Source organism: Porticoccaceae bacterium LTM1 (assembly GCA_030252795.1).
Lineage (GTDB): Bacteria > Pseudomonadota > Gammaproteobacteria > Pseudomonadales > Porticoccaceae > SCSIO-12696.
On the sequence record CP127080.1, the window covers coordinates 2,629,609 to 2,651,922 of the forward strand.

Annotated in this window: 18 protein-coding genes; 5 read left to right on the forward strand and 13 right to left on the reverse strand. The window is 50.2% G+C overall.

Going from position 1 to position 22,314, the window contains the following annotated elements; translation table 11 throughout:
* Window positions 1-54: 54 nt before the first annotated feature.
* The 4 genes from QP938_11445 to QP938_11460 form a co-directional block, all read right to left on the reverse strand.
* Window positions 55-1,104: a thioredoxin family protein gene (locus tag QP938_11445; GenBank protein ID WIO73901.1), complete on the reverse strand. Its 1,050-nt coding sequence runs from the start codon at window positions 1,102-1,104 to the stop codon at window positions 55-57.
* A 112-nt stretch (window positions 1,105-1,216) separates the two neighbouring features.
* Window positions 1,217-4,258: a TonB-dependent receptor gene (locus QP938_11450; GenBank protein WIO73902.1), complete on the reverse strand. Its 3,042-nt coding sequence runs from the start codon at window positions 4,256-4,258 to the stop codon at window positions 1,217-1,219.
* Between the two features lie 80 nt (window positions 4,259-4,338).
* Entirely contained in the window at window positions 4,339-5,349 is a 1,011-nt protein-coding gene (locus tag QP938_11455; protein ID WIO73903.1) for a FecR domain-containing protein, read from the reverse strand.
* Window positions 5,342-5,923 (reverse strand): sigma-70 family RNA polymerase sigma factor, encoded by a 582-nt coding sequence (locus QP938_11460; protein ID WIO73904.1) that lies wholly within the window; start codon window positions 5,921-5,923, stop codon window positions 5,342-5,344. The genes QP938_11455 and QP938_11460 overlap by 8 nt, the downstream gene beginning before the upstream one ends.
* Window positions 5,924-6,138: 215 nt before the next feature.
* Between QP938_11460 and QP938_11465 the strand changes: the two genes are divergently transcribed.
* From QP938_11465 to glnG, 3 genes are all read left to right on the forward strand, one after another.
* Complete coding sequence (locus QP938_11465) at window positions 6,139-6,717, forward strand: DUF4124 domain-containing protein (protein ID WIO73905.1); 579 nt, start codon at window positions 6,139-6,141, stop codon at window positions 6,715-6,717.
* A 139-nt stretch (window positions 6,718-6,856) separates the two neighbouring features.
* Complete coding sequence (gene glnL, locus QP938_11470) at window positions 6,857-7,933, forward strand: nitrogen regulation protein NR(II) (GenBank protein WIO73906.1); 1,077 nt, start codon at window positions 6,857-6,859, stop codon at window positions 7,931-7,933.
* Window positions 7,926-9,332 (forward strand): nitrogen regulation protein NR(I), encoded by a 1,407-nt coding sequence (gene glnG / locus QP938_11475; protein WIO73907.1) that lies wholly within the window; start codon window positions 7,926-7,928, stop codon window positions 9,330-9,332. Before glnL ends, glnG begins: the two co-directional genes overlap by 8 nt.
* Window positions 9,333-9,365: 33 nt before the next feature.
* On the opposite strand, the gene QP938_11480 is transcribed toward glnG, so the two are convergent.
* From QP938_11480 to QP938_11495, 4 genes are all read right to left on the reverse strand, one after another.
* The gene (locus tag QP938_11480) at window positions 9,366-9,845 is read right to left on the reverse strand and encodes a MarR family transcriptional regulator (protein WIO73908.1); all 480 of its coding nucleotides are present in this window, start codon (window positions 9,843-9,845) and stop codon (window positions 9,366-9,368) included.
* A 48-nt stretch (window positions 9,846-9,893) separates the two neighbouring features.
* On the reverse strand, window positions 9,894-10,289 hold the full coding sequence (locus tag QP938_11485; GenBank protein ID WIO73909.1) for a RidA family protein: 396 nt from the start codon (window positions 10,287-10,289) through the stop codon (window positions 9,894-9,896).
* Window positions 10,290-10,373: 84 nt separating this feature from the next.
* On the reverse strand, window positions 10,374-11,531 hold the full coding sequence (locus QP938_11490) for an acyl-CoA dehydrogenase family protein (protein ID WIO73910.1): 1,158 nt from the start codon (window positions 11,529-11,531) through the stop codon (window positions 10,374-10,376).
* Window positions 11,532-11,641: 110 nt separating this feature from the next.
* Entirely contained in the window at window positions 11,642-12,469 is an 828-nt protein-coding gene (locus QP938_11495) for an enoyl-CoA hydratase family protein (protein ID WIO73911.1), read from the reverse strand.
* 301 nt (window positions 12,470-12,770) lie between these two features.
* On the opposite strand from QP938_11495, the gene QP938_11500 reads away from it, so the two are divergent.
* Together QP938_11500 and QP938_11505 are read left to right on the forward strand one after the other, a co-directional pair.
* Window positions 12,771-15,089 (forward strand): bifunctional salicylyl-CoA 5-hydroxylase/oxidoreductase, encoded by a 2,319-nt coding sequence (locus QP938_11500; GenBank protein WIO73912.1) that lies wholly within the window; start codon window positions 12,771-12,773, stop codon window positions 15,087-15,089.
* A 90-nt stretch (window positions 15,090-15,179) separates the two neighbouring features.
* A complete protein-coding gene (locus tag QP938_11505; protein ID WIO73913.1) occupies window positions 15,180-15,947 on the forward strand; it encodes an SDR family oxidoreductase in 768 nt (255 codons plus the stop codon).
* Window positions 15,948-16,015: 68 nt separating this feature from the next.
* On the opposite strand, the gene QP938_11510 is transcribed toward QP938_11505, so the two are convergent.
* The 5 genes from QP938_11510 to QP938_11530 form a co-directional block, all read right to left on the reverse strand.
* Complete coding sequence (locus QP938_11510) at window positions 16,016-16,387, reverse strand: DUF805 domain-containing protein (protein WIO73914.1); 372 nt, start codon at window positions 16,385-16,387, stop codon at window positions 16,016-16,018.
* Window positions 16,388-16,582: 195 nt separating this feature from the next.
* Window positions 16,583-17,779 (reverse strand): TlpA disulfide reductase family protein, encoded by a 1,197-nt coding sequence (locus tag QP938_11515; protein ID WIO73915.1) that lies wholly within the window; start codon window positions 17,777-17,779, stop codon window positions 16,583-16,585.
* 114 nt (window positions 17,780-17,893) lie between these two features.
* A complete protein-coding gene (locus tag QP938_11520) occupies window positions 17,894-20,524 on the reverse strand; it encodes a TonB-dependent receptor (protein ID WIO73916.1) in 2,631 nt (876 codons plus the stop codon).
* 89 nt (window positions 20,525-20,613) lie between these two features.
* Entirely contained in the window at window positions 20,614-21,657 is a 1,044-nt protein-coding gene (locus tag QP938_11525) for a FecR domain-containing protein (protein ID WIO73917.1), read from the reverse strand.
* Window positions 21,654-22,247, reverse strand: coding sequence for an RNA polymerase sigma factor (locus QP938_11530; protein ID WIO73918.1), 594 nt, complete (start codon window positions 22,245-22,247; stop codon window positions 21,654-21,656). The genes QP938_11525 and QP938_11530 overlap by 4 nt, the downstream gene beginning before the upstream one ends.
* Window positions 22,248-22,314: the final 67 nt, after the last annotated feature.

The window sequence follows — 22,314 nt, forward strand, 5'->3', positions numbered from 1 at the left end:
AATGCCCTAAAAATGTATGCACAAATATTAGCCACAAATAACAGAAGGAACTGATTACTTTTTGAGCTGCTGGATTTTCAACTGAGCCACAAGGTGATCGCGACCTTTAGCCATCTCGGACTCAGGATCAAGGGCCAACGCCTCATCAAGAATCTGAACCGACTTCTCATAATCAGTTTTGGCGACCAGCAATGCCCAACCATAGCCTATAGTCATACGTGTCATTATCGGATAGTTAACATTACGATACTCTTTGGCGTAAAACGCGATCCCCGCTTCAGGTTGACCTAGCTCACTGTAGAGTAATCCCATTCCCAGCATAAACTTGGGAATGACTTGCTCATCCTGATACTTGATGTCGCTGTATTCCTGAAGCAATTGAGTCGCCGCCTGAAAATTCTCTTCTGGCTCCGCACCAAATACTACCCTCTCGCCCATCTCTACCTGCAATTGATTTGCACGCTGCACAACCTTGTATTCCGCATTCAGCGATTTGTCCGATTTCGAAATTTCCAGCACTTCTCTCTCCAGCTCGGCGCGGTTCTCGATAAATGCGCCTTTAAACTTAAGCACTTTATCCAAAATTCTGGCGCGCTCCACACCGCTCAACTGCTCTGCATCCGCCATGTATTTCTGGATACGAACATCATTAGCTCTCAGTTGTTCAATATACTCAATGTATGGCTTTGGGCCGCCTTTTTTATATCCCGTCAACGCATAAGGATCCGCTGAAGCGTCCGTCAAGAAAACACTGGGGAAGCCACTGACTTCTAACTTAACCCGCCAGAATTCATTATGCTCACGCTGCTCTTCAGTAATGATGTCATCGGCCGATGGAAGATCCAGTTCCACCAGCACAAAGTGTTGCAGCGCGTACTCCAGAAACTCTTTCTTGCTAAACACTTCATTACCCAACTTGATGCAGTAGCCACACCAGTCTGAGCCAGTAAAGAACATCAAAATATCTTTATCTTCTTTTTTGGCGATGGCCTGCGCCTGATCCATATCGGTCAGCCACTCTTTGCCACCTCCACCTGCGACAGCACTAGCTGATAACACCAGGCCAATAACAATCGAACTTATTAGTCTAAATACGATTTTCATCATCTTTCCTTCCAGATAAAAGTAGGGTTGAGCCCAAAAAACATGCGACATCGAACCATCACACAGTTAGTGGTTAGCCAGCTGCGCGATGGTCAGATTTGCATAGAGTGATTTAGAACGACTTCTTGACTTCCAGATACACTACGCGACCGCGAGGGTCGTCTGTGCCCGGTTTGTAGAAACTGGCAACTCCACTGTCCTCAATGGATCGCGCCTCCTGCAATTCATCCGTGATATTGAGACCCCCCAACGTCATCACAAACCCATCCAATATCCCTTCTTGTGGACTGTACGAGACTCGTACATTGGCTGAGGCGGTATCTTCGAACAGAATGGTTTGGCTGCGGTTGGTGGTCTCTCCGCTATAGGCCACATCCAGAACTGCCGACCAGTTATCCATCAACCAGTTGATACTGGTTTGCACCCGACTGTTAGGGCCAGCTTTGCCACGTTTCATTTCATCGCTAACCGGGAGGTCAGGTCCAAGCACCTCTTCGTACTTGGTGCCATACGCCCAGTTCAGGTTAAATCCAAACTGCCCGATATTAGTGTCCTGATGGTAGATAACACCGAAGTCCCAACCGGCGATATCAACGGATGCGATATTCACCAAACGCGAGTCATAGCCCACAAGTAAACTGGTTACATCTCCTGGGATTGCCCGGGTATACCGCTCAGGGTATGCGGCCTCCAGCGCCGGGTTGGTTTCACCAAAAGAAAGCCCGGGAAGCGATCCCACACGATCGGTAAATTCCGTTTCATGATAAGTGGCTTTTAACGTCAAGCCTTCCAGCCACAGCGGTGAGTATTCAATACCCATCGACAGCGAGGTTGACTCCTGTGGCTCAAGGTCTGGGTTGCCCCCCGACGAAACCAAAACACCCGGGATAGGCACACCTGTTTGCGGATCAGTTATAGGAAAAGGTGAGATACTCGGTGGCAGCACCGGCGATGACGTTTGATTTAACACCGGCGCCAAAAACGCAGTGCCATAGGACGCTCGAATTCGCACTTCGTCGACAAGCCCCCAAACAATCCCTGCCTGATAGGTGGTCGCGCCACCGAAGTCAGAATATTGTTCATGGCGCAACTGGCCAGTCGCATCCAACTGCTGGATTCCCGGCAAGGCATTTTCATCAGATACCAGCGGCACCAACACTTCACCAAAAATGGCGGTAATTGATCGATCCTCATCAATATCCTGATCACCTTCAAATCCCGGTGTGGTGGTCGTGTCGCCAGAGCTACCCACAAAGAATCCAAGGTCGCGAGCATTAGGAAGTTCGTTTCGTGACTGCAGGCCTTCCGTACGATAGCTGACACCCAACGCCGACACTGCGGTACCCGCCGACGTATCGAAAAGTGAACCGTTGGCAGAAAACTCAAGTGCGAGCTCTTCGTTTTCTGACGTCAGCACACTGGGGCCAACCCAGATCATATCGATCAAGGACTGATCGTTGCTGCTGTAGTCAAATGGGTTAAATGGCGTGAACGATGTAGAACCAGAGGCGGCAACGGGCAAAAAACCAAAGAACGGATCCAGCTGGACTTCCGTTTCACCGATTATCGCCGAATACAAGCCATACTGACTGATGGTGTTGTGATTGGTGATTGTGTTTTCATCGGTGTTATAGACCACCGAGCCGGACCAGGACCAGTCATCAGAAAAGGTACCATCAAAAGATAGCGCTAAATTCAGCGTTTCAGTCTCAGCTTCCGCGAATTGAATGCCTGCGTCTGAGTAATTAACCTTCATAAATGTTGGCGCAGAAAACGGGCCAAACGGGTTAACCGAACTTACTAGCCCACCAAAGAGCGGATCGGTACCCGGAAAAACGGCAAATAGACTACGTGGACCCTGCGCATTCAACGTGTCACGGGTGTTATAGCGAACTCGGAAGTTCGCCATTACATCATCGTTAATTTCTTGGCTGATATTCCCCAGAAATGTATGCGAGTCTTGCTCAGGAATAATCGAGGTACCATTTTCCGTGCGATCGACTTCAACATCGAGGTCGTAGCGAAAATTGGCAACCGGATTTATATTCGCCGAGCCGTCGTGTTGAGCGATGACATTACCGATCATAGCTCCAAAACCAATATCCGTAAGTGCCACTGTGGAAGACGCGAAATTAATTAAAACACCTGCTGTTGCAGGATCATCTGGAACAAAGCCAGCCAGCTCTGGCGTCGAGCCGTAGGATACGTGCGGCCGTTCTTCACCACGCAAATCGCTGCTGTGATTGTATTCGTAGCTTAGACTCGCACTACCGGTATCCCAGGCAGTACCAAAGGATAGATTCAGGGTAGATTCCGATGTGCCGCCAGCCGTAGGCTCGCCGTAACGAGCGACAGTTTCGGCGCCATCGTAATCCTTCTTGAGGATAATATTGACTACGCCACCGACTGCATCTGAGCCGTAAATGGCTGCAGCACTATCCAGCAATACCTCAACGCGTTCAACCTGATTTAAAGGAATACCTGAGATATCGGTTACACCACCCAACGCACCAGACTTACCAAAGCGCTTCCCATCGACCAGAACCAAGGTGGATTCACTGCCCAAACCACGCAGGTTGACGGTATTCATCGCCGTCGCATTGACCGCACCACCCACCGTGACAGGGTCAGCAGAGATCAGGTTGGCAAAGTTTCCCACAGGGGTCGCGCCACCAAAATTCTGCGGCAACCGGCGCAACGCCCCCGCCAGGGTAGCCTCGCCCATACCCTGAAGCGTATCGGCGTCCAATACAATCACATCCGAAGCAATTTGGCTGATGTCACGCTTCAGGCGAGAACCGGTGACAACTAGCTCCTCAACCTCATTGTCACCTTGCTCTTCATCCGCCACCTTGTTATCAATCACAATCAAACCAGACGAGGTGATTTCATAAGTCAGACCAGTCCCTGAGAGCAAACTTTCAAGAGCAGAGTGAATTGAGTACTCGCCCTTCAATTCTGGCACTGAAAAATCAGCATCCACACCCTTGGAAATCATGATCTGCGTCTTCATCAATTCCGATAATTTCAGCAGCGCCTGATCCGCCTCCATGGACGGAATATTCAATGTGACAGTCCCCTCGGTCGCCATCGCCCCCAGTGAGATCATCGAAGCAACAACACACGCGAGCTTGTTTTTCCTTAGCAGTTTCATACCCACCTCTAATTAAAAATTGTAAACACAGGCTTATGAAAGCCTTACAAGTAAAACGAGCAACTGCTTAAAACCCCAATTCACTTTGACACCAGAACAATTCTGTCTGGCAGGTTTTTCACCTGAATCCCCTGTGAATACTGCAGACCAGAAAGGAATACGCCCAAGTCATCCACTTGCACGGTCGCGGTCACCTCAAGCCCTACGATTCCATCGTCCTCGATCAGAATCTTTCTGCCGGAATAGCGATTGAGCTCCTTCACGATCAGATATAGCGGTGTTTTATGAAAGCTCAACTGCCCGGAGCGCCAGCTGTGAGTGGCGTCCGACAACTGCAGCTGCTCTCGCCCCCCAGCAAGATCCAGATTCAACGCCTGACCAGAAACAACCCGCCACTGCCGATAGCCTGCACTCTCTACCACACCACCCTCCAACTGCTCGGGTTGAAGCTCGTGCAGCATCGACTCTCCTGATTTGTGAACAGCAACTTCGCCTTCAGTGACGGATACGGTTAGCTGATCCGCCTCCTTATAGACATTGAACTCGGTACCCAACACAGTGATTTTTCTCCCGCCCGCATCAACCACAAAAGGCTTCTCCGCATCTTTAACCACATCAAAGTACGCCTCACCTCGTCTCAGCACCAACTCTCGGCCAGCATCCGATTCCATCACAAGTAGCTCAGACCCTGTATTCATATAGACAAGAGAACCATCGGGCAGTGTAATCTCACGCTGCTCTCCAACTCGAGTCAGGTACCGGTCAAATTTCTCTACTTCGGGGGGGTGATTTGTAAGCACAAGTCCAGCCAATACAAACAGTGCCAGGGAAGCAGCGATCGCGTAGTACCTGCCCATTTTTCGGCGCACTGATCCTTTGATGGTGGACTGAACCAGCGAAGACTCTTTCAGATCCTCCATCTGCGCCAGCAGGTCAAATGCGGAATCAACCTCGGATGCAAAATTGTCATCGACACATTTACGCATCGCGATGCGTTTACCAAAGGTTTCACCCCCGTCTCCCAGCACCATATGAGAGACCTGATTGACAGCTTCCTGACGGTGGGAATTTTTTTCGTGGCGTTCACTCATATCCGTCTCCATCCAACTCCGCTACTGCATTTCTGACACTTAACAGCGCTTTACCGATATAGGTCTCTACAGTTTTAGGGGCTAAGTCCAATCGCTCACCAATTTGTGCGTGGGATAAATTTTCAAATCGACTCAAAATAAATGCATCTCGTATCGGTTTCGGTAACGCTTTGAGAGCCCGCTCAATGACCTTAAGCACCTCATGCTTATGGGCGATCGATTCCGGCGAAGCATCATTTACTCGGTCAGCAGCCCCACCACTCTCTTCATCCAAGTACCGCTTTTTCACCTCAAGGTGCCGGTACTTATCGATGATAAGGTTGTTGGCCATAGTGAGCATGAATGACTTGTTAACCCCCTGACCAGATGCCACCCTCGCCACCAGATCCGGCATCTTTGTCAGACGAAGAAAAGCATCGTGAAGAAGATCCTCAATATCCGCTCGATCTCCCAACCGAGCACAGAACAGCCCCCGCATCGGTTGCGAATATTCTTGGTACAACCAGTCCAGCAGTTCACGCTTGTTCAAGCGCCGCTCGGAAAGACTTACAACCTTCTCTGACGGGGTCTTCATAATATTCAGTTTAGTGGCTTCTGTAGGTAGAACGAGCAGCTGGCTCAAACCCCAATAAAAAGTCCAAGGTCTATTTCAAGGCAACCCAAAACCCCAATCCGGTCACGCTTTCGCGCGCCGCTCTTTATTCCAAACTGAGCTAGGCTTACACTGAGGTGGATAAGGATGGCAACGAGGCGTTAGAGAGCATGCACCCCCCACTGAAACTACTGCTGATGAGTTTATTGGCTCTCCCCCTGGCGGCGACAGCAGGCAAGCTCTACAAGATTATCGACGAGCACGGCAATGTCACCTACAGCGACAAGCCACCTGCTGGCAACGTGAAATTCGAAGTTCTGGATATGCCGGGGCTGAATACAACCCCCTCACTAAAAGTCGCCCCCAAAGCAACCAAGGAAGAAGAACCCGCCGTATTTGCCGGATACAAGAAAGTCCGGATCTCCGCTCCTGAGCATGACCAAACCATACCTCCCGGACAGCAAGAGGTAGAAGTGAAGTTAGCACTTACTCCAGAGTTGCAATCCGGTCATAAAGTACAGGTGATTTTTGATGGCAAACAATGGGGAAGCCCGGTACCGTCCACCACATTCACCCTGACTAGTCTCAACCGGGGCGCACACACCATCAGCATGGAGATCAGGGATGAAAAGAACAAAACGGTAGCACGCTCCAATAGCGTTACCTTTCATGTAAAACGCTCCAGCAGGCTGCTTAACAGCCCTCTCGGCGCTCCGAAACAATCCCAGGTCACCGGCGCCCTCAAAGCTCAGGGAGTCAATCAGGGTAAAAAATAGCTTTTACCCGTTAAGCTCAGCCCCATCCTGATACTCCAGAATTACACCCCTCAGGAACGCACCAAAATAGTGCATTCCTTTTGGCCATACCTTACAATCAGCCATATCAACCGCACATTTGGAGCGCTGCGTCCAGGCTATGGCCAACCACACCTTTGCACGCTTGGCTTTCGACAACCTGACTACCGCCGTCTTGCTGCTCAATGACCAGCTCAGCATCCTTGAAGCAAACAATTCTGCGGAAAGCCTGCTATCGGCCAGTGCCAGCCAGTTACTTGGCAGCGACTTTCGCCAGTATCTGCTGGACGATGATGCCGCCAATGAACTGATCCATGCTCTCAAAACCGAAAGCGGGTATACCTATCGCGAAACCCAGCTGCACCTCGCTCCCGAAAAAACCATTACAGTGGATTACACCGTCACACCATTGGAGAGTCGCCAGTTACTGCTCGAAATTCAACCGGTAGACAGGATTTTACGCATCAACCGTGAGGAAGCCCTGCTCGCCACTCAAGCCACCAGCCAGGAGATGGTCAGGGGACTTGCTCATGAGGTGAAAAATCCACTTGGAGGGATCAAGGGGGCGGCACAGCTGCTCGCTACTGAACTCAATGACGAACAGCGCGAATACACCGACCTGATCATTACCGAGACCCAACGATTGTCAGGGCTGGTCGACCGCCTGCTCGGCCCCACCCAGCCGCTGAAGTTGGACATTATTAATATTCACCAGATTACCGAGCATGTTGCTTCATTACTCGAGGCGGAAACCCAGGGACAACAGGACAGCAATCTAAACCTAATACGTGATTATGATCCCAGCGTTCCCGAGCTGGAGGCAGACCGCGACCAACTGGTGCAAGTGGTGCTCAATATTGCTCGCAATGCCCTGCAGGCAATTCAGGATCAGCCCAACAGCCAAATTACATTACGCAGCCGAATCCAGCGCAACTTCACCATAGGCCGAACAGCACACCGCATTCTGCTCAGGCTGGATATTGAGGACAACGGCCCCGGAATTCCCCCGGAAATCGCCGATCGAATTTTTTACCCCATGATCAGTGGTCGCCAGGGCGGTTCCGGCCTTGGGTTACCCATCGCGCAAACCATCATCAGCCGTCATCACGGGTTAATAGAATGCAACAGCAAACCCGGAGAGACACGCTTCAGTGTTTTCTTACCACTCAGCCAACCCCGGAATAGCAAAAATGACTGACGCAACCGTCTGGATAGTAGATGACGATCACGCCATTCGCTGGGTGGCGGAAAAAACATTGGCCCGCGCAGGCCTTAAAACTGTTTGCTTCAGCCATGCAGAAGAGTTGCTGGAGCAATTGAGCAGTGAGTCCCCAGATGCCATTCTCAGCGATATTCAGATGCCGGGAATTGATGGCTTACAACTGCTACAGCGCATACACCAAGCCTACCCCGGTTTGCCGGTGATAATCACTACTGCTCACTCTGATCTCGACAGTGCGGTATCCGCCTACGAAGGCGGCGCCTTTGAATACCTGCCCAAACCTTTTGATATTGAGGAGCTTGCGGCAGTAGCCCAGCGTGCCATTAATTTCAGCCGTGAACATCGTCACGACACTGCTGCCGAGACTCACGATCCCAACAGCCCGGAAATAATTGGCGAAGCGCAGGCAATGCAGGAAGTCTTTCGCGCTATCGGGCGACTGGCCCATTCACACATTACTGTTCTTATTAACGGAGAGTCCGGCACCGGTAAAGAGTTGGTTGCCCGCGCCCTGCATCGCCACAGTCCCCGGCGCAAAGGCGAATTTGTAGCCCTGAATATGGCAGCCATTCCCCACGAGCTGATCGAGTCTGAACTGTTTGGCCACGAAAAAGGCGCCTTTACCGGGGCTACACAGCAACGCAAGGGACGATTTGAACAGGCCAATGGCGGCACTTTGTTTCTCGACGAAATCGGCGACATGCCGCCGGAGGCGCAAACCCGTTTATTACGTGTATTGGCCGAGGGAGAATTTTATCGAGTCGGTGGCCACACCGCCGTAAAGGTTGATGTACGAGTTATCGCCGCCACTCACCAGAACCTGGAACAACTGGTAGCCAACAATCAATTTCGTGAAGACCTTTTCCATCGCCTGAATGTCATTCGCCTGCATTTGCCTCGTTTAACAGAGCGCAAGGAAGACATTCCCAAACTGGCACGCCACTTCCTGAAAAAAGCCGCGATTGAATTGGGTATTGAGCCAAAAATCCTATTGCCAGAAAGCGAGCAATTCCTCTGCCAGCAACCATGGCCCGGCAACGTCCGCCAACTGGAAAACTGCTGTCGCTGGTTAACGGTAATGGCCCCTGGGCGGGAAATTCACAAGCAGGATCTGCCGCCGGAATTACTTACGCCTCATGCTGACGTGAAGAGTGCACCCAGCGATGATTGGAAAAGTTTATTGCAACAATCCCTCAATCAGCAGCTAGCTCAAGGTAAAAGAGATTTACTTTCAGAAGCAATGCCGGCCTTTGAAAAGGCAGCGATAGAAACAGCCCTAAAATTTACAGGTGGCAAGAAAAAAGAAGCCGCAGAACTTTTAGGCTGGGGACGAAATACCCTGACGAGAAAATTAAAAGAGCTGGGAATCAACTAACATTTGCTTTGAGCTGGTAAGAGCCAGTAAAAACTAGCTCTCCAGCTCATTCATTCGATTACGCAACTTCCCGATCAATTCAATCAACGTTTTGACCTCTTCATTGCTGAGTGCGCTGAAAATATCGTCGGTCCATTTTTCATGATCGGCAGCCATTCGAGCAAACAGTTGTGCCCCATCATCCGCCAGGTGTATATCACTGACACGTCGGTCCACTTTGTTTGGCTTCCTTTCAATCAACTGATCATCTTCCATTCGATCCAGAAGCCGAGTGATATTGCCTTTTGATGCCAACAACATCTTGGCCAATTGTGTTGTGCTTGCCTTGTCCCCCGGCATACGCTCCAAATTTGCAAGCACATCAAAGCGAGGCAGCGAGCTGTTGTAGGTACGGACAAAGTTACCATTCATCCGCCCCTCAATCCGCTTCGCACATTTTGTTAACTGCAACCACGCACGTAGTGCATTTTTGCTATGACTATCGGCGGCGCGACTATTTTTTTCGTTACTCATTAATCACTCTCTTATTGCACAAGCTGTCATCCTGAGCGTAGCGAAGGATCAAGAGTTTGGGATAACAGCGGTGGTTTCCACTTCGACTTTGGCGCGCTCTTCCATAAGAGCCACCACCTGGACCATGGCCATCACAGGGAAATGACGGCCAATAATATCACGGTACACCTGCCCCATCTCCTTAAGACGCTTAAGGTATTCTTCACGATCGGTGATGTACCAGGTCATGCGGACAATATGCTCCGGCTTGGCGCCACCCGCCTCCAGAATAGCGACAGTATTTTTCAACGCCTGAGCCATCTGCTCGATAAAGTCGTCGCTGTGAAACTGCTCGTTTTCATCCCAGCCGATCTGACCGCCAACGTAAAGTGTTTTACCTTCCGCCAGGATGCCATTGGAATATCCACGCGGACGTGGCCAGCCTTCGGGGTTGATAATCTGCATTGTTCTTTCCTGTGGGGTGCGCAGTGCGCACCGTTTATATTTTATGGTGCGCACGGCGCACCCTACTTTTAATTCGCCAGTCTTTTAATTCGCCAGTAACTGCCTGGCAATTACCAACTTCTGAACTTCCGAAGCACCTTCATAGATTCGCAGTGCCCGCACTTCCCGATACAATTTCTCCACCATTACACCACTGGTAACGCCAAGGCCACCAAACAATTGAACCGCCTTATCAATCACCTGCTGAGCAGCTTCGGTAGCATAGAGTTTGGCCATCGAAGCTTCCCGGGTAACACGTTCAGCAATACAGTCCTTGGTCCAGGCCGAGCGATAAATCAGCAATGCACTGGCATCAATATCCAGCGCCATTTCGGCCAGCTGGGTTTGCACTCCGGGAAGTTCCGCCATTGGAGCCCCAAACAGATTCCTCCGGGTGGTGCGTGCCAGCGCCTCGTCCAATGCTCGACGGGCAAAACCGAGTGCCGCAGCACCAACGGTGGTACGGAATACATCGAGCGTTGCCATGGCAATTTTGAAACCCTGGCCAACTTCGCCGAGGAGATTCTGTTTCGATACTTTCAGATTATTGAATCTCAGTTTTGCCAAAGGATGTGGCGCTATGACTTCAATACGTTCTGCAATCTCAAGGCCTTCCGAATTGGCATCGACAATAAACGCTGACAAACCGCGTGCTCCTTCATCACTGGTGCGGGCAAACACCACGTAAAAATCGGCAATGCCGCCATTGGAGATAAAGGTTTTTTCACCGTTAAGAATAAAGTCGTCACCTTCTGCCACCGCACTGGTCGACAGCGCCGCAACATCGGAACCGGCCTCCGGCTCTGTGAGCGCAAAAGCGGCAATTTTTTTACCGTCGCGAACTGCAGGCAGATAATTTTGTTGTTGCTCGTCACTGCCAAACAAACTGATCGGCCCACTGCCGAGTCCTTGCATGGCAAAAGCAAAATCTGCCAGCCCGGAATGACGCGCCAAAGTCTCGCGAATCAAACAGAGGCTGCGCACATCGAGCTTACCACCCTCACTACGAAGCGCGACCGAGTTATTCAGCCAGCCACCATCGGCAAGTTTTGACACGGCCTCACGGCAGGCATCATCTACTTCTGCAATAGTATGGCCGTGTTCGCTATCGATGTTTTCCTCGGCCCAGGCATCAAGATTCATCGCCAGCTGTTTGTGCTGCGCTTCCAGAAAAGGCCAATCCAAAAAGGTTTTATCGCTCATAAATTCAAAATTCCCTACGTCATTGCGAGGAGTAAAGCGACGCAGCAATCCAGTGACTAGCAGTTAGAGACACTGGTTCGCCACGCTTCGCTCGCGATGACGCTCAAAAATTAATTCCCCTCAAACACCGGCTTCTCTTTCGCCACAAACGCGTGATAGGCGCGTTCAAAATCTTTTGTCTGCATGCAGATTGCCTGTGCCTGTGCTTCCGCTTCTATGGCCTGATCAATGCTCATATTCCACTCCTGGTGGAGCATGGTTTTGGTGATGCCGTGAGCAAATGTCGGGCCTTCCAGTAAACGATGCGCCATGGCCCGGGTTTCGTCCAACAGGTTTTCAGATTCCACCAAGCGATTAAAGTAACCCCAGCGCTCCCCTTCTTCAGCACTCATGCTGCGACCGGTGTAAAGCAGTTCCGAAGCGCGACCCTGACCGATAATACGCGGCAACATAGCGCAAGCACCCATATCGCAACCAGCTAATCCAACGCGGGTAAAGAGGAATGCGGTTTTGCACTCAGGCGTGCCATAGCGAAAATCCGAGGCCATGGCGACAATCGCTCCGGCGCCGACACTTACTCCGTCCACTGCGGCCAATATTGGCTGCGGGCAAGCGCGCATCGCCTTCACCAGATCACCGGTCATACGGGTAAAGTCCAGCAATTCCCGCATATCCATTTTTACCAGCGGGCCGATAATGTCGTGTACATCGCCGCCGGAGCAGAAGTTACCCGCTGCGCCGGTCATCACGACTGCCTTTACATCGTCCACATACACCAGATCGCGGAACATATCCCGTAACTCGGCATAGGAATCAAAGGTCAATGGATTTTTACGGTCGGGAATATTCAGCGTTACCGTCGCCACACCGCGATCAAATGACCACAGGAAGTGCTCAGGGGAAAAGGTTTCGGGGTTAAAGCGATTTTTTGGGCGCATATCTTTACTCAAATCTGTTGGATGCCGTCGACTTCGCGCAGTGTTGTCAGGGTCGCACGTCTGACGTCGCATGTCGCACGCTAAATAAGGCAGCATCAAGAGTAGTGGGAGATAACTTCCCTATTACCCCGATTATTTGCCAAACACTCAATCTTCCAGCATTGATGCTTTTAGCGTGCGACGTCAGACAAGCGACGTGTGACCATCAGTGACTACAATAATACTTTACACATAAATAGAACAAACTTAATATAGTTTACATGTAAAGTAATTTGACGCCAACGTATTCGGAGCATCAATAATGAAAATCGTCTGTCTGGGCGGCGGCCCATCCGGCCTCTATCTCGCCATCTCCATGAAACTGCGTAACCCCGAGCACGACATTACCGTTTACGAGCGCAACCAGCCCGGCGACACCTTTGGCTGGGGCGTGGTGTTCTCTGACCAGACCATGGAAAATCTGCAGGCCAACGACCCGGTCAGCGCCAAATCCATGATGGACGAGTTGATTCACTGGGACTATATCGACGTTACCATTAACGGCCAGACCGAACGTTCCGGTGGCCACGGCTTTATCGGTATCGGCCGCCGCCGCATGCTGCAGATTCTCAGCGAGCGCGCTGCAGAGCTAGGCATTAAACAGGAGTTCTCCACCGAGGTTCAGCTGGAAGACCTGCAAACCCGGTTTGCCGACGCCGACCTGATCGTCGCGGCCGACGGCCTCAACTCCAAAGTACGCAACTCCGATCACGAAGGCTTTGACTGCGATATCGAGATGCGTCCGAACAAGTTTGTCTGGCTGGGTACCAAGCACCGCTTTGATGACGCCTTTACCTTTATTTTTGAAGAGACCGAACACGGCTGGATGTGGGTTCACGCCTATCAGTTCGACAACGAAACCTCGACCTTTATTGTCGAGTGCTCGCCGGAGACCTACGACAAGTGGGGCTTTGAGCATATGAGCCATGAAGAGAGCGCCGAAACCTGCCGTAAAATTTTCGAGAAGCACCTCAATGGCCACGAACTGCTGACCAACTCCAAGCACATCCGCGGTTCCGCCTGGATCAACTTCCCTCGAGTGCTGTGCCACAACTGGGTCAAAGACAATATCGTGCTGATTGGCGACGCTGCCCACACCGCCCACTTCTCTATCGGTTCCGGTACCAAACTGGGCTTTGAGGATGCGATCTGTCTGGCCGAACATCTCAATTCAAATGAGTCCCTGCAGGAAGCCCTGAAAAACTATCAGGATGAACGCGAACTCGAAGCCCTGAAACTTCAGAGTGCCGCCCGCAACTCCATGAGCTGGTTTGAAGAGATCGGCCGCTACCTGAACTACGACACCAAGCAATTCGCCTATGCCCTTCTGACTCGCAGCCAGCGGGTCAGCCACGAAAACCTGCGCCTGCGCGACCAGGCGTGGCTGGCAAGCATCGAAAAAGACTTTGCCGACAAAGCCTATAAAGCCTGTGATATGGCAGCCCCTGCCGAACCGGTTGCGCCGATGTTCACGCCGTTCAAACTGCGCGACATGACTTTGGCAAACCGCGTCGTGGTATCGCCAATGTCCATGTACAGCGCCAAAGACGGCCTGCCCGACGACTGGCACCTGGTGCACTACGGCAGCTTGGCCAAAGGCGGTGCCGGACTGGTTTACACCGAGATGACTGACGTCTCCGAAGAGGGTCGCATCACTCCGGGGTGTGCGGGCTTATGGAACGACGAGCAGGAAGCCGCCTGGGCGCGTATCGTCAACTTTGTACACCAGCACAGTCAGGCAAAACTCTGCATGCAGCTCGGTCATGCCGGCCCTAAAGCTTCCACAAAAGTACTCTGGGAAGGCATGGACCAACCGCTGGATCACGATAACTGGCAAGCCATGTCTGCTTCCGCCGTGCCCTACTCCAAGATCAACCAGGTTCCCCGCGCCATGACCCGTGAGGATATGGACACCGTTCGCGATCAGTATGTCGCCGCCGCCCGTCGTGCCGAGCGAGCCGGTTTTGACATGCTGGAAATGCACTACGCCCACGGCTATTTGATGAGCGCATTTATTACTCCGGTACTCAACAAACGCGAAGACGAATACGGCGGCTCACTGGAAAACCGCCTGCGCTTCCCGCTGGAAGTATTCAGTGCAGTGCGCGATGTATGGCCAGCCAACAAGCCGATCTCGGTGCGTATATCCTCCAACGACTGGGTGGGTGACCTTGGGGTAACCCCGCAGGAGTCTGTGGAAATTGCCAAGGCATTCAGCGCCGCTGGTGTCGATATTATCGACGTCTCCGCAGGACAAACCACACCAGACGCACGACCGGTTTACGGCCGCATGTTCCAGACCCCGTTTGCCGACCAGATTCGCAACGAAGCCAAAGTGGCCACCATGGCTGTGGGCAATATTTTTGAAGTGGACCACGTCAACAGCATACTCGCCGCCGGCCGAGCTGACCTTTGCTGCCTGGCTCGCCCACACCTTACGGATCCCAACTGGACTATCCGTGCTGCCGCCCAACAGCACTACCATGGCAACGCCGTAAAAGTACCGGTACAGTACGAATCGGGCTTTGACCAACTGGAACGCAACCTGCAACGCGCTGCGGATATGGCGATTAATGCGTGATTTTTGATTGTCATCCCCGCGCAGGCGGGGATCCACAAATAAACAATGGATTCCCGCCTACGCGGGAATGACAAAAAAGCGAGAAAATACATGAACACACTGCAAGGCAAACACGCCGTGGTTACCGGCGCTGGCCGCGGTATTGGCGCCGCCATTGCCAAAACCCTGATCGCTGCCGGCTGCAAAGTCACCCTGATGGGCCGCACACAATCCCATCTCGACGATCGCTTTGCAGAACTGGGCCCCAACACCCAGGCAATTTCTGTCGACGTTACCGACCCAGCTGCCGTTACCGCCGCCTTTACAAAAGCCCGTGATGGTTTTGGCTCCATCGACATCCTGGTCAACAACGCCGGTGCCGCTGAAGCCAAGCCCTACCTGAAATCCAGCAATGAGGAATGGCACAACTGCATCGCTGTTAATCTGAACGGCGTGCACTACTGCACCCAAGCCGCCCTGCCCGACATGCTCGAGAAAGGCGCTGGTCGTATCATTAATATCGCCAGTACCGCTGCACAAAAAGGCTACGCCTACGTCGCCGCATACACTGCCGCCAAACACGGCGTACTCGGTTTAACCCGCGCACTGGCCCTGGAGTTCGCCACCAAAGGCATCACGATCAATGCCGTCTGTCCCGGTTATACCGAAACGGATATTGTTAAAGATGCTATTAAAAATATCGTTGCCAAAACCGGCAGAACAGAAGAAGAGGCTCGCGCGGAACTCACCAAAACCAATCCACAACGCCGGTTAATTCAGCCGCAGGAAGTAGCTAATACTGTATTGTGGCTGTGTGGCGATCAGGCTGGATCAATTACCGGACAGGGGGTATCTGTGGCTGGTGGTGAGGTGATGTAACAGTCTGAAGAAAACCCAGAAATAAAAATGCCCTGACTATCGTTGATAATCAGGGCATTTTTTAACAGTTAAGCCATTTGTACTTTAGGGCTGTCACCGTATTCATTTGAACCATCATTACTGTCCTGTACAGAGAACACCAGGAAAATAATCCAGCCAACCAGTGGAACCAGGTTAATCAGCACCCACCAACCACTACGACCGGTATCGTGCATACGGCGCACGCTCACTGCGATGCTCGGGATCAGGATAAATAGAGAATAAAACCCGCCCAGAACACCAAGCCCAACTTCTGAATTGAACATTCCAGTCAAGCCATCAATAAAACCCATAGCAAATGAAATAATTAAGTTAAACAACACAAAAAACCAGTACTCTGATCGACGAGCACGGCCAGAAAATACTGCATACTTTTTGATAACTGCCAGATAGTAGTTCATTTCTCTCTTCCTGATTAATTAAGTTATTGCTTCCAAACATTCCGTATTGGGCTGTGATTTAACTAAAAACCTCTATTTGGCCACCCAACTACAGCCCGTTTATAATACCTCTCTATTTCAGGAATTTGAAACGCAAATATTTTTTGATTATTTATTACACATTAAGACCAACCATTAGCCAGAAAACTGCTGCAATCACTCTGACCTAACCGATTTCTGTACCAGTGAACGGATGTGCTTTTTCATACTGTCATCCAGATGAGTAGTGCGTTGCCGGATTATGCCATTGGCATCCACCAGAAAGTAGGTAGGGTAACTGTTGACATCCCACTGGGTAAGAATGTCGCCACTTGGGCCAATGTGCCAATTTACCCAAGGCATGGGCTGTTCGCTCTGCTGAAATCCCAACACCTCTTCCACATCATCATCAATACTGATCGAAATGACTTCAAAGGGCATCTCCACCAATTCAGTTTTCAGCACCGCAATTTCAGGCATAGCCTCCCGACAAGGCCCACACCATGTGCTCCAGAAGTCAATCAGGACCACCTTGCCTCGATACCGACTTAGCTGGTCAATCTTCTGATCCAATGTTTTGGCCGTCACATCAGGAAGCTCGCTACCAGGAAGCAGTGCTCTGAGGGAGAATAACTTTCCTTCCACCACTTCTTTGACAGTGTCTCGATACAAGCTGACATCTCCATACTGCTGGATCGCCTGCTCAGAAAACACACTTAAATCATTTAAAGCCAGTTGACGCATACTGTCTTTTACCGAACCTGCCTGAATTACATCAATCGCCAATTTGACACGCTGAAATGCCGCCTCTGCTTTCACCTGACGATGTGGGCTTTTATTCATTATCCGAGTCCAGACATTTTGCTGTTCCGCATATTGCTCCAGGAATGCCATGTGCACTGGCAAATCAATCACTCCGACCAGACCAGGCTTGTCAATATGATCACTCAGTGCCGAAGTTACAATTCGTTCAGAAATCGCTTTCAAATCCTGCTCAGGGAAATTCGATTTACCCTCTTGACCCTGAGAACTCAACAGATAGGAATGCATCGAAAATAACCGCATTGCCAAATAACCAGTATCACTTTCAGGCGCAGTCTTAATCAGCTCAATAGCAGCCAACAAAGTGGGAATCATGTTAAATGACTGCTGTTTTTCCTGAAAGACCTTGAGTGCCTGCTGATACTCTTCTGGGTCACTGTACTTTGTTACTTTTGAATCTCTACGAAGCTTTCTCAGTTCTTCAGAATATTCAAGTGCGTACTCAATCTCATTCTTCAATGACTCTGCAGGCGCCACCTGACAAAGTCCAATTACAGAAAACAATAAAAAGAAACCAGAAACCAATCCACCAACAAGATAATGCTGTTTCATAAGCACACTCCCTCCAGCTTCAAAATGACAAATATCACAATGTCATTTCACGCACTGGAAACTGCAGATTTTTCCAGCGCGTGAAATTCATAACATCAAAAATATTTTTTGGAATTACCAGATTTTGACAACACCTAGAGAAAGGTATCGCCCAAGGATATCTGCATTGGCGCCATCGAAATCACTGACACCAAAACCGTATACATACCCAGGCTGACGCTGAAACAAATTACTGGCACTCAGGGAAATACGGGTACCGGCCAACCAGCCAGTAGATTTCTCCACATCATAGGATAGGTTGACATTTACGGTCGTCCAGGAAGGGACATGCCGCCTTGCGGGCTCCGGAATTGCCTGACGAATCTCATCATAGCTATCCACATAATTGATTGACACCGTGGCACTGGTTCGATCACCTGACCAGGACAAGGATGCATTCATTTTCAAATCCACTGGTGAATAGACTGTACTGGTCGTATCCAGAAAAGGAACTCCCGCTGTCTTTTTATCGCCATACTCAAAGAGATATGTACCTGCGACAGCGAAAACGAATTGACCTAACCCCGTTTCAAATCCGTAATCCAGATTAAAATCCAGGCCAGATTGACGATGAATGGAGATATTGGTCAGTCGATTATCAAAAATCGCCTGAAAATCTTCGACATCAATGCCCGCTGTATTAGTAAAAAACGGGCCACTGGCATAGGCGTCTATCAATGCCTGAAATTGAGGTTCACCTTTACGAATAATCGCTGCACCGTAAATATATTCATCAATAAACACGTCTCCAAAGTCACCACTATCGAGAGGTACGGCTATTCGGTCTTCAAACTCAATATCATAATAAGTCAGTGACACACTTAAACCGGGAAAGCTCAGTGGTTCATAATCCACACCTGCGGTAAAGGTAGTTGCCGTTTCTGGCTCCAGATCTGGCGCAATACCATAAAGAAGCAGTGTCGCCAGCTCACCACCGGGATCATTGGGCGCCAAAATAATTCTCGATGAAGAACTGGTCGGAGTTGTCGGATTCATCTCATTCAGCAATGGGGCCTTGAAAGAAGTTCCCCAAGTGGTGCGAAACCTCACTCCGTCCACCGGTGACCACATTAATCCTATTTTGGGATCGACAGAGCTACCAAACTCGTCATAGCGTTCAACACGTGCCGCCAGTGACAGGCTGAGCTCTTTGGCAAGGGACATACTATTTTCATCACCAATGACCGGTAAAAACAGTTCTCCGGAAACAGCTTCTACGTTCCTGTCACCCTCAACAAAAGAAAGCGACTCATCATTAAAGCCGGGAATTTCAAACGAGGAAGTCACTCCATTCAGGGACTCTTTCCGATACTGGGCATTGATTGCCAGTCTCGCCTCGCCACCACTCATCGAAAATAAGACCCCATCCGCCTTCACATCCAGCACCTGAACCTTGGAGGTATCGGAATTTTTGAAAAATGGTGCTGGTTCAAAAACAGCTATGCCCAATAATGTATCACTGGAGAGATCAGTTTCACTAACTGAGCCACTAACATCCAATTGCCAACTGTCATTCAAATCAATACGAGTTCCAGCTACCACACTCCACTGCTTGGATGAGGTAATGGATTGCTGGCGAATAAACCCACCGGCAAGAATCACATCGCTGGTAAAGTCTCGATCAGAGAAAAGTGCATCTGTGTATAATTCAACGCGGTCAGTCAACTGCTGAGTTGCTGCAAATAACAAGGTTTCATCTTCTCGTTCGCCAACGATTGAGTTTCCCTGAATTCGCCCCTTGGTAGCCTCGCGCGTAGAAGAATCTAGCGGGTTGCGATCATTGATAGTCAGGCTGACAAGCGCATTACCCGATCTCCAACTCGTGCCAAATGTTTGGCCGAATTCGATTTTCCTGGCATTGCCATCGGTATGATCACCATATCGAATACGTGTTTCTGCGCCTTCATAATTACTACGCAGGGTAAAATTCACTACCCCACCAACTGCATCAGAACCGTAAATTGCCGAGGCACCATCTGTCAGAACGTCAACGCGCTCAATTGCTGACAACGGTATCATTGAGATATCAACTACATCTCCATTGTTTGATGGCGCGAGACGACGACCATTCAAAAGAACCAACGTGGAATCATTACCCAATCCACGCAAATTCACTCCCGAACTTTTACTGATATTACCACCGGCACCACTCAGCAGGCTGCCATACTCATTAATACCTGCACCATGATTTTGCGATAAATTGCGCAAAAACTGCTCGATGGTTACAAATCCAGACTGTTCAATATCGGTTTGGTCAAACGTTAAAACGGGTGATGCTGACACATCCACACCACGAATATTGGATCCGGTTACAACAATCTCTTCCAGCTCAGGTGATTTGCGGGAATCATCGTCATCTTCTTTTTCCTGAATTACCACCATATTTTCGGTGACAAAGCGATAGGTCAGGTTGGTACCCTCCAATAATTTATCCAACGCTGACTCAATTGTCAGGTTGCCAGATACCGCTTTTGAACGGCTATTGGTACCAAGGTTACGTGGGACAATAATTTGTACATCAGTTTCGCTGGCCAGCTCTACCAAAGCTGTCGCAGTATTTTGCTCAGGGATATCTATTTCCAGGGCTTTACTCTCGGAAAATGCTGATGGTGCAATAGCAGAAAACGTTGCAGCCAGCGCAATACTAATCCCCCGACGTCGGAGAGAAACCCTACCCCATTTTTTGGCTTCGGCGATCTTTATCATATTTCCATCTCCAGAATTTCAAATTCCAGGCTTTCAAAAGCCCTTCGAGATTGATACGCGCCGATCGACAATTTCTACCCCTCTTTCAATTAATTTTTCCCGGTAATCACAATACTGTCCGGATAACGCTTCACTGTAATCGGTAAACTCTGTTCCAAGCCGGTCAATACATCATCTAACTCGCTGAGATGCAACACAGCTGTGACACTGAGGTTCATGACGGTTGCGTCATCAATAAACACTTTACGATTGGTGTAACGATTAATTTCCTGAACAACCTGATACAAATATTGATTTTCAAAATACACTTTACCCAACCGCCAACTGGCGTAATGAGCAATATTTTCTGTAGCTGAAATTTCAACCTGAGGTTTGGCTGTATTCTCAATCGTCAGTAAATCCCCGGCAACAAGCCGATATTGCGTTCCGCGAGACAGATCCGGGTTTGAAGTGTTAATGGCAGCCGTGGAAGCAATTTCTGCTTTTGGGTGACAAGCCACTACACCTTCTACGAGTGCCACACTTAGCTGCGAATGCACTTTACGGACATTGAATTGAGTGCCTAGTACCGTCAGGGCATGTGAATCCAGCTCAACCACAAAAGGTCGGTTGGCATCCTGCGCCACGTCGAACCACACCTCACCGTAATCCAATACAGCACGACGTCTGTCAGCACTAAAATCTACCAGCAAACTGCTGCCGGTGTTCAGGATAACGGTGCTGCCATCAGGTAGTTGAACTGTTTTTTGTTCGCCCAGTGCCGTACTGTAACGAGCTATATCTGAAGGTTCCTGCACATTATTATCCGGCTGGAGCTGCCACAAGCTCACTATCATGCCCAGCAATATGGCAGCCGCTATCGGGTACCCAATACGATAAAAGGCTGGACGCTTAGCCTGACTCGCTAATGCCGTCTTTTGCCAGTCCTGTATTTCCGGATCCTCTGCCAACGATTCCATACCAGTCCACAGATCAATGGCATGATCAAGTTCTTCCGCCTGTCGGGGATCCGCCTTTTTCCATTCCATTAATTGCTGTGCCCGCCGAGTGGTCAATGCTCTGTCAAACAGGCTCGTGACTCTGGTTGCAGCCTGCTTCCACGCTTTGCGCTGCGGACGATTGAGAGTACTCATGGCAGATTCCCCTTCTCTGCGACGGGATGGTGCCGCCGCTCCATTTCATCGCGCAGGGCCTGCATCGCCCGTGCAATATATTTGTTAACACGACTTTCTGAAATGCCCATATTGAGGGCAATCTCGCGAATGCCCATGTGCTGAAAGCGCTTCAGCACAAACGCAGTACGGCATTTGGGAGTGAGCTTTTTCAGGACAGTTTTCACCCAACTCAAATCCTGATTGGCGGCAACAATGTTTTCCGGGGTAATGTGGACTGGGGCATCAAATGGTGTCACGCCCTGTTCCATTTCATGGGCTTGCCGCACCGAGCGCTTGCGCAAGTAATCAATCAGCAAGTTATTAGCTATCGTAAACAGGTAGGCTCGCGGGTTTAGCTCTGGGTCCAGTTGAGTACTCAAGCCATCAATACGAGCCAACTTACAGAAGAGATCCTGAAGAATATCTTCACTGTCGGCACGCGATCCAAGACGCACCTGCAGAAAGGCGCGCAGCTCAGATTCGTGTTGTTTGAACAACCGCTCAAGCACTTGACGTTGCGTGTCCTGCCGCTTGGCAGTGATATCAATGATCTTGCCGTGTCCAGGCACGGTATTACTCCAATCAAAGGGACCCAATAGCTATGATACGTGCGAACACCAGATTTCTACCCCCCCT

Bases quoted from the DNA above. Each gene is read 5' to 3' on its own strand.
- QP938_11525 (WIO73917.1), bottom strand. From the start codon at position 21,657: ATGAGTACTCTCAATCGTCCGCAGCGCAAAGCGTGGAAGCAGGCTGCA.
- QP938_11445 (WIO73901.1), bottom strand. From the start codon at position 1,104: ATGAAAATCGTATTTAGACTAATAAGTTCGATTGTTATTGGCCTGGTG.
- QP938_11455 (WIO73903.1), bottom strand. From the start codon at position 5,349: ATGAGTGAACGCCACGAAAAAAATTCCCACCGTCAGGAAGCTGTCAAT.
- QP938_11520 (WIO73916.1), bottom strand. From the start codon at position 20,524: ATGATAAAGATCGCCGAAGCCAAAAAATGGGGTAGGGTTTCTCTCCGA.
- QP938_11450 (WIO73902.1), bottom strand. From the start codon at position 4,258: ATGAAACTGCTAAGGAAAAACAAGCTCGCGTGTGTTGTTGCTTCGATG.
- QP938_11490 (WIO73910.1), bottom strand. From the start codon at position 11,531: ATGAGCGATAAAACCTTTTTGGATTGGCCTTTTCTGGAAGCGCAGCAC.
- QP938_11515 (WIO73915.1), bottom strand. From the start codon at position 17,779: ATGAAACAGCATTATCTTGTTGGTGGATTGGTTTCTGGTTTCTTTTTA.
- QP938_11460 (WIO73904.1), bottom strand. From the start codon at position 5,923: ATGAAGACCCCGTCAGAGAAGGTTGTAAGTCTTTCCGAGCGGCGCTTG.
- QP938_11495 (WIO73911.1), bottom strand. From the start codon at position 12,469: ATGCGCCCAAAAAATCGCTTTAACCCCGAAACCTTTTCCCCTGAGCAC.
- QP938_11485 (WIO73909.1), bottom strand. From the start codon at position 10,289: ATGCAGATTATCAACCCCGAAGGCTGGCCACGTCCGCGTGGATATTCC.
- glnG (WIO73907.1), top strand. From the start codon at position 7,926: ATGACTGACGCAACCGTCTGGATAGTAGATGACGATCACGCCATTCGC.
- QP938_11505 (WIO73913.1), top strand. From the start codon at position 15,180: ATGAACACACTGCAAGGCAAACACGCCGTGGTTACCGGCGCTGGCCGC.
- QP938_11480 (WIO73908.1), bottom strand. From the start codon at position 9,845: ATGAGTAACGAAAAAAATAGTCGCGCCGCCGATAGTCATAGCAAAAAT.
- QP938_11510 (WIO73914.1), bottom strand. From the start codon at position 16,387: ATGAACTACTATCTGGCAGTTATCAAAAAGTATGCAGTATTTTCTGGC.
- QP938_11500 (WIO73912.1), top strand. From the start codon at position 12,771: ATGAAAATCGTCTGTCTGGGCGGCGGCCCATCCGGCCTCTATCTCGCC.
- QP938_11465 (WIO73905.1), top strand. From the start codon at position 6,139: ATGAGTTTATTGGCTCTCCCCCTGGCGGCGACAGCAGGCAAGCTCTAC.
- glnL (WIO73906.1), top strand. From the start codon at position 6,857: ATGGCCAACCACACCTTTGCACGCTTGGCTTTCGACAACCTGACTACC.